This window comes from Streptomyces sp. UH6 (genome assembly GCF_013421635.1).
In the GTDB taxonomy this organism is placed as follows: domain Bacteria; phylum Actinomycetota; class Actinomycetes; order Streptomycetales; family Streptomycetaceae; genus Streptomyces; species Streptomyces abyssomicinicus.
In genome coordinates this window covers 1-7496 of record NZ_JACADT010000211.1, presented here as the reverse complement: position 1 = coordinate 7496, position 7496 = coordinate 1, and the positions used below count along the sequence as shown (strand labels likewise).

Here is a 7496-nt window from a genome sequence, read left to right as displayed (position 1 = left end):
CAGCAGGTCCGCGTAACCGTCCTTGTCGACGTCGCTGAGCTGGACGGCCGTGCCGAAGGCGTCGCCCTGTTCGGCGCTGCCCGGCACGCCGGCGGTGCTCTGGAGCCAGCTGCGGGCGTGGGCGGTGTCCAGGCCGTCGGCGCTCCCGCGGACGACGGTGACGGCGCCGGCCGAGGCGTTCTCCCCGGGGGTGCCGATCACCAGGTCCGCGCGGCCGTCCTTGTCGGTGTCGCCGACGGCGACCGAGGCGCCGAAGCGGTCGCCCTGCTCACCCGCGCCCGGCACGCCGGGGGTGTCCTGGGTGAGGGTCAGGACGGAGGCGGGGGTGCCGTCGTACCCGGCGTCGAAGTAGACGGTGACCTGGCCGCCGAGCGCGGTCCCGGGGCTCTGCGAGGGGTCCTCGGGGTTGCCGACGACGAGGTCGGGGGAGCCGTTGCCGTTCAGGTCGCCGACGGCTGAACTGGTGCCCGCGGGCAGGGTGGCGTACAGGGACCCGCCGGGGGAGACGAGTCGGGTGCGGGGGTCGTCGCCGTACCCGTCGTGACCCCAGCCGCCGTCCCCGTCGCCGCGGCCGTGGACGAGGAGACGGTCGTCGCCGGTGCCGGGCAGGTCCACGGGGGTGAGGGCGACGATGCCGTGGCCGGGATTGAAGTCGAGGCCGGTGCCGCTGGTGCCGGACGACGCGGACAGGTCGGCCGGCGCGAACCAGACCTGCGCGTCGTTGGCGCCGATCGCGATCGACAGCTTGCCGCCGTTGACGGGGTTGAGCGAGTCGTAGGTGCCCACCGCCACGGTCCGGCCGAACGCGTCGTGCTCGGACCGCCAGGGGTCCTTGACCGTCTTGGCCGTCACCGGGCCGGACGCCGAGCCCCAGACGACCGTGACCGACCCGCCGCCCACGTCCCCGGCGACCTCCTCGTCGGGGGAGCCGACGACCAGGTCGCCGTACCCGTCGGCGTTCAGGTCGTGGACGGCCACGGAGGCGCCGAAGCGGTCCCCGGCCTCGGCGGCACCCGGGATGCCGGGGGAGTCCTGCGTCAGTACGGTGCGCCGCTTGGCGTCGACGCCCTGCGGGCCTCCGTACAGGATGACCACCGCACCGGCCTTGGCACGGCCCGAGACGGTGGCGTCGGGCGCGGAGACGACCAGGTCCCGGTAACCGTCCTTGTCGATGTCGCCCGGGACGCCTGCCGCCGCCTGGGCGCTCGTCGCGGTGAGCGGGGTGAGGCCACAGGCCAGCACCGTGGCGGACATCAGCAAGAGGCGTTTGCGCATGGGGACTCCTCCAGAGGCACGCGGGCGCGCGGGTGTGCCGGGTGAAGGGCGGCCCGTCGGTCCGTGTTCGCCGGGACGCTGTTCGCCGGGAGCTTGCTTCTGTGCGCCTTCACCAAGCGGTGCACTGAAGACACCTGAGGTGACGGGAGGGTTGTACGGATGCCGGGATCCGCGGCGGCCTCGGCCCGGGCTCCGGCCCGCCCGCGGGGTCAGGACCGGGGCGGGGACGGCTCCGGCGGCGAGGTCAGGACCAGGGGCGGGGCCGGCGCCGCCGGGGAGGTCACAGCGGCTTGGCCATGCAGATGCTGGAGTCGTAGGTGCGGTAGTACCCGAACTTCTCGCAGCGCTCGTACCCGGAGGAGCCGTAGAGGGTGACCGCCTCCGGCTGCTGGTCACCGGTCTCCAGGACCATCCGGACCCGCCCCGCCGCCCGCGCGTCCTCCTCCAGCATGCCGAGGATGCGCCGCGCCAGCCCCATCCCGCGGCACTGCTCGATGACGAACATCCGCTTCAGCTCGGCGTCGCCGTCCCGGTTGCCCTCGCCGTTCTCGTCCTGGGTGCGCCAGCCCCCGGTGGCGACGGGGCGGTCGTGCTCGTCGTAGGCGATCAGGAACAGCCCCTGCGGCGGCCGGAAGTCGTCGGGGTGCAGGACGGTGGCGTCACCGCCGTCTCCGTAACGGCGCTGGTACTCGGCCTGGACCTCGTCGTTCAGCTTCACGGCGTCGGGGTGGTCGAAGGGGACGGTGCGGATGTTCATGGCGGGGATCGTACGTCTCCACGAAGAAGGGAACAGACGGGCGGGTCCCGTCCAGTGTGCCGGTATTGTTCTCCGGTGCTCACCGTGACCTCCGTCAATGTCAATGGACTCCGTGCCGCCGCGAAGAAGGGCTTCGTCGAGTGGCTGGCGGAGACCTCCGCCGACGTGCTGTGCCTCCAGGAGGTGCGGGCCGAGCCCGGGCAGCTGCCGCAGGCCGCCGGGGCGCCGGAGGGGTGGCACGTCACCCACGCGCCCGCCGCCGCCAAGGGCAGGGCCGGGGTCTCGCTGTACACGCGCCGGGAGCCGGACGCGGTGCGGACCGGCTTCGGGTCGGAGGAGTTCGACGGCAGCGGGCGGTACCTGGAGGCCGACCTGCCGGGCGTCACCGTCGCCAGCCTCTACCTGCCCTCCGGTGAGGTGGGGACCGAGCGGCAGGACGAGAAGTACCGGTTCATGGACGCGTTCCTGCCGTACCTCAGGTCCCTGCGCGAGCGGGCCGCCGCCGACGGCCGGGAGGTGCTGGTCTGCGGGGACTGGAACATCGCCCCCGCGGAGGCGGACCTCAGGAACTGGCGGGCCAACCGCAAGAACTCCGGCTTCCTCCCGGAGGAGCGCGCGTGGCTGTCCCGCGTCCTGTCCCCGGGCGACGGCGGCTACGTGGACGTGGTCCGCGCCCTGCACCCGGACACGGAGGGGCCCTACTCGTGGTGGTCCTACCGGGGCCGGGCCTTCGACAACGACTCCGGATGGCGCATCGACCTCCACGCGGCGACCAAGGGCCTCGCGGACCGGGCGGTCGAGGGCTTCGTCGAGCGGGCGGCCACCCACACCGAGCGGTGGTCCGACCACGCGCCGGTGACCGTGGTCTACGACCTGTAGGCGGCTGCCGGCGGGCATGCGAAGGGCGCCCCCCGAAGGGGGCGCCCCGGTGCAGGATCAGGCTGCGCGCGTGTGCCGGAGGACCTGCGTCAGATCGTGTCGTCGTCGTAGACGTCGTCCTGCGACGACGGGCGACGCGAGCGGTCGTCCTCGTGCTGCGGCGAACGGTCGCGCGACGGGGAGCGGTCGCCCGCGTCGTCCCTGCGCTGACCGGCACGCTGGTTGGCCTCCTGCTGGAGACGCTCGGCCTTGTCCTGGAACTGGTCCTTGATGCCCATGCTGTTCACTCCCAAGAGTGGTGAGGGGTTCGGGGCTCGACCAGCGTGACACGGGCGTGCACGCAACGCATTTCGATCAACACAGGCTGTCATGTCCCCCTCGTCACACGCTGTGGTGGGACGTCCGTTCCTGCTCGTCGGCGGCGCCTCCGGCGCCCACCAGACCGGGCCGCACCTCGCCCAGGCGGTCGTCGAAGCGACGCACCTCACGCGGACCGATCGTGCCGATCAGCGTCGGCAGCGCGCCGCGCACGGACTGCATGCCGCGCAGCCACCACTGGCCGTAGATGTGCGCGGAGCGCCGCTCGATGCCGTCCACCAGCCGGTCCACGGCGGGGCCGAGCGGATAGGTCTTGTTGGTCGGCCAGGGCAGCCGCTTGCGCAGTTCCCGCATCACGTCGTCCTGGTCGGCGCCGCGCACCATGTCGGTGTCGGTCCACGACAGGTAGCCGACGCCCACGTCGACGCCCCGGTGGCCGACCTCGCCGCGCAGGCAGTGCGCGTACGCCTCGACGCCGGACTTGGAGGCGCAGTAGGCCGACATCATCGGGGCGGGGGTGAGCGCGGCCAGCGAGGCGATCTGCAGCAGATAGCCGCGGGTCTCCAGCAGCGCGGGCAGGAACGCCCGCCCGGTGACCGCCGAGCCGATCAGGTTGACCTCGATGACCCGGCGCCAGGCGTCCGCGTCGGAACCGGCCACCGGGCCGCCGGTGGCGACGCCCGCGTTGGCGATCACGATGTCGATCCGCCCGAACCGCTCCTTGACCTCGGCGGCCACCTGGTCCATGGCGCCCTGGTCGGTGACGTCCGCGTGCCACCAGTCGCTCTCGGCGTACAGGCGGGACGAGACCTCCTTGAGCCGCTCCGGCTCCAGGCCCACCAGCGCGACCTTCACGCCGCGCACCGACAGCTTGCGGGCCAGCAGTTCGCCGACACCCCGCGCGGCACCGGTGACGACGGCGACCCGCCCTTCCAGGTTGACCTTGCTCATGTGGCGCTCTCCTTCGTCCTGCCGGGCTCGCCGGGCTTGTCGGGCGTCTCGTTCGTCCCGCCGGCCGTGGTGCCGGGGGTGAGGTGGGCGGCGGCGAGGGACGTGATGCGGTCGGTGACCACGTCCGGGGCCTCCACGGGGGTCATGTGGCCGATGCCGGGCAGTTCGGTCAGGCCCCGGCAGTCGGGCAGTTCCCCGGCGAGGTCGCGGGCGTGCACCGGCGGTGTCAGCCGGTCCGCGGTGCCCACGATCACCTCGGTGGGGACGTCCAACTGCCGCACGCCCTCGCTGAGTTCGAGCGACGAGAGGACGAAGGACCAGGCCCGGCGCGTCCTGGTGGGACAGGCGTGGATCACCCGCGCGCAGGCCTCCACCATCTGCGGGGTGGAATCCGGGCCCATGGTGCCGTACTTGACGGCCCTGCGGCTGATCCCGCTCGGGCGGCCGCCGATCGGCAGCGGGGAGCTGAGGATCTGCCCGGTGATCCAGGTGCGGACCGCGCCCCGCCCGATCGGCAGCACCGTGGACTCCGGCACCAGGGTGTGGGCTCCGGTGGAGCAGAGCAGGGCGGCCGCCGCGTGCTCGCGGAAGCCGGGGCGGCCGGCCGCCGCCATGATGGTCATGCCGCCCATGGAGTGGCCGGCGATCACCGCCTTCTCGCCGGGGGCGAGGGTGGCGGCGAGCACCGCCTCCAGGTCGTCGGCGAGCTTCCCGGTGCCGACCGGCGCGTGCAGCGGGCTGCCGCCGTGGCCGCGCTGGTCGTAGGCGATGACGCGGAACCGGTCCGACAGGGCGCGTATCTGCGCCGCCCAGAAGGCGACGGAGCAGGTCCAGCCGTGCGCCAGCACCACGGCGGGCGCGTCCTGCGGGCCGTGCACCTCGACGGCGATCCCGGCGCCGTCCGCGGAGACGGCGGTCAGCTCGCGGGTGGGCGGGGGCGGCTGGTGGCGGCCCAGCGTCCTGATGTGGTCCAGGGGGTTGCTCATGCGGCGGCCTCCACGGGGGCGGTACCGGCTTCCGCGCTGCCGCCGGCCAGGGCGGGGGCGGGTTCGGGGCGGACCACGCCGTACTCCAGCAGGTCGACCCGGCGGGTGGCCTTGCGGAACTCGGCGGTGGTGCCGGGCCATACGGTGGTGTTGCGGCCGTTCGCGTCCAGGTACCAGCTGGTGCAGCCGCCGGTGTTCCACACGGTGCGCTTCATCCGCTCCTGCACCCGCGCGGTCCAGGCCTCCTGCGCCTCGGGCCGCACGTCCAGCGCGGCGCGGCCGCCGAGGGTGTCCAACTGCCGCAGGTAGTCGGCGAGATAGTTCAGCTGGGACTCGATCATCAGGATCATCGAGGAGTTGCCGAGGCCGGTGTTGGGGCCGATGACCAGCAGGAAGTTGGGGAAGCCGGCCGTGGTGGTGCCGCGCAGGCCCGCCATGCCGTCCTTCCAGGTCTCCGCCAGGGTCCGCCCGTCCGCGCCCACCGCCCGCTCGGCGATCGGCATGTCGGTGACGTGGAAGCCGGTGCCGAAGACGATCGCGTCGACCTCGGCCTCGGTGCCGTCGGCGGCCACCACGGTGGAGCCCCTGATCTCGGCCAGGCCGCTCGCCACCACGTCCACATTCGGCTGCGCCAGCGCCGGGTAGTAGGTGTTGGAGAGCAGGATGCGCTTGCAGCCGATCCGGTAGTCCGGGGTCAGCTTGCGGCGCAGCTCCGGGTCCTTGACCGCCTTGGCCATGTTGGCCTTGGCGAGCTTCTCGACGACGCCGAGCATGTCGGGGTGCTTGGTGAACGCCTGCACCTGGAGCTCGCGGATGCCCCACAGGACGCCGCGGCGGAGCTTGGTGGTGAGCGGGACGGCACGGTGGATGCCGCGCTCGAGTCCGCCGATCGCCCGGTCGGCGCGGGGCATCACCCACGGCGGTGTGCGCTGGAGGACGGTCAGCCGGCCGGCCTTCGGCTGGATCGCGGGCACGATCTGGATGGCCGAGGCGCCGGTGCCGACCATCGCGACGCGCTTGCCGGTGAGGTCGTAGTCGTGGTCCCAGCGCGCGGAGTGGAAGATCTTGCCGGGGAACGAGTCGATCCCGGGGACGTCGGGCAGCTTGGGGTCGGAGAGCGGGCCGGTCGCGTTGACCACCACGTCCGCGGTCAGGGTCGCGCCGTCCTTGGTCTCGATCACCCAGTGCAGCTCCCGCTTGTCCCAGGTCATGCGCTCGACCTCGGAGTCGAAGCGGATGTGCGGGCGCAGGCCGAAGGTGTCGGCGACCTTCTCCAGGTAGGCGTTGATGTGCTGCTGCCCGGAGAAGGCGCGCGGCCAGTCCGGGTTGGGGGCGAACGAGAACGAGTACAGGTGCGACGGGACGTCGCACGCGCACCCGGGGTAGCTGTTGTCGCGCCAGGTGCCGCCGATGGCGGAGGCGCGTTCCAGGACCACGAAGTCGGTGACGCCCTCGCGGCGTAGCCGCACCGCGGCGCCCAGGCCGCCGAATCCGGCCCCGATCACCGCCACCCGTACGTGCTCGTGCTCGTAGTCGGCCATCCCGCCGCCTCCTGCGCTCTGTCTGGCTGAGTGTTGCCTGGGTCCGACGAACGTTGCCAGTGTTCACTGGCAATGTTCGGAGCGTAGGGCAGGTGCGTACCGATGGGTAGGGGTCGCGCGGAGGAAAGTTACCGGTGGTACGGCCTAGGGTGATCGGCGTGACGGACGAGGCGGCGACGGTGGCACACGAGGACGGCGACGGCAGGCGGCGGGAGTACCGCGCGGAGGAACTGGCGCGGCTGGCCGGCATCACCACGCGCACGCTCCGCTTCTACCGGGAGCGCAGGCTGCTGGCGCCGCCGCGGCGGGAGGGCCGGATCGCCTGGTACGACGACCGGCACCTGGCCCGGCTGCGGACCATCGCGGCGCTGCTGGAGCGGGGTCACACGCTGACCGGCATCGCCGAGCTGGCCGAGGCGTTCGAGCACGGGCGGGGGGTGGGGGAACTCCTGGGGGTCGCCCCCACCGAGGAGACCCCGGTGCGGCTCACCCCGGAGGAGCTGGCGGAACGGTTCGCCGGCGAGGTGTCGCCGGAGAACCTGGTCGCGGCGATGGAGCTCGGCTACGTCGCCGTGGACGGCGAGGAGTTCGTGCACATCAGCCGGAACCTGCTGGACGCGTCGTCGGCCCTGGTGCGGGCGGGCATCCCGCTGGGGGCGGTGCTGGAGGCGGGGCGGCGGGTGCGGGAGCACGCCGACGCGGTCGCGGACCTCTTCGCGGAGCTGGTCGGCGCGCACGCCCCGGCGGAGGAGGCGCAGATCGGAAGGCGTCGTGTCGGGACAGAGTGTA

8 protein-coding genes are annotated in these 7496 nt (G+C 73.1%); 2 read left to right on the top strand and 6 right to left on the bottom strand.

The window, feature by feature from the left end; translation table 11 throughout:
• Positions 1-1275: FG-GAP-like repeat-containing protein (locus HW445_RS13115; RefSeq protein ID WP_180221199.1), on the bottom strand; the 1275-nt coding region annotated here is incomplete at its 3' end.
• A 280-nt stretch (positions 1276-1555) separates the two neighbouring features.
• Positions 1556-2032, bottom strand: a complete 477-nt coding sequence (locus HW445_RS13110) for a GNAT family N-acetyltransferase (RefSeq protein ID WP_180221198.1) — start codon at positions 2030-2032, stop codon at positions 1556-1558.
• A 75-nt stretch (positions 2033-2107) separates the two neighbouring features.
• On the opposite strand from HW445_RS13110, the gene HW445_RS13105 reads away from it, so the two are divergent.
• The gene (locus HW445_RS13105; RefSeq protein WP_180221197.1) at positions 2108-2911 is read left to right on the top strand and encodes an exodeoxyribonuclease III; all 804 of its coding nucleotides are present in this window, start codon (positions 2108-2110) and stop codon (positions 2909-2911) included.
• An 89-nt stretch (positions 2912-3000) separates the two neighbouring features.
• Here the strand turns inward: HW445_RS13105 and HW445_RS13100 are convergent, their stop codons facing one another.
• From HW445_RS13100 to HW445_RS13085, 4 genes are all read right to left on the bottom strand, one after another.
• Positions 3001-3189, bottom strand: coding sequence for a hypothetical protein (locus HW445_RS13100; protein WP_180221196.1), 189 nt, complete (start codon positions 3187-3189; stop codon positions 3001-3003).
• A gap of 103 nt (positions 3190-3292) precedes the next feature.
• Positions 3293-4180, bottom strand: coding sequence for an SDR family oxidoreductase (locus HW445_RS13095; protein ID WP_180221195.1), 888 nt, complete (start codon positions 4178-4180; stop codon positions 3293-3295).
• A complete protein-coding gene (locus tag HW445_RS13090) occupies positions 4177-5166 on the bottom strand; it encodes an alpha/beta fold hydrolase (RefSeq protein WP_180221194.1) in 990 nt (329 codons plus the stop codon). The genes HW445_RS13095 and HW445_RS13090 overlap by 4 nt, the downstream gene beginning before the upstream one ends.
• A complete protein-coding gene (locus HW445_RS13085) occupies positions 5163-6707 on the bottom strand; it encodes an NAD(P)/FAD-dependent oxidoreductase (RefSeq protein ID WP_180221193.1) in 1545 nt (514 codons plus the stop codon). Before HW445_RS13085 ends, HW445_RS13090 begins: the two co-directional genes overlap by 4 nt.
• A 158-nt stretch (positions 6708-6865) precedes the next feature.
• Between HW445_RS13085 and HW445_RS13080 the strand changes: the two genes are divergently transcribed.
• The coding region (locus HW445_RS13080) for a MerR family transcriptional regulator (protein ID WP_308799019.1) at positions 6866-7496 on the top strand (631 nt) is incomplete at its 3' end.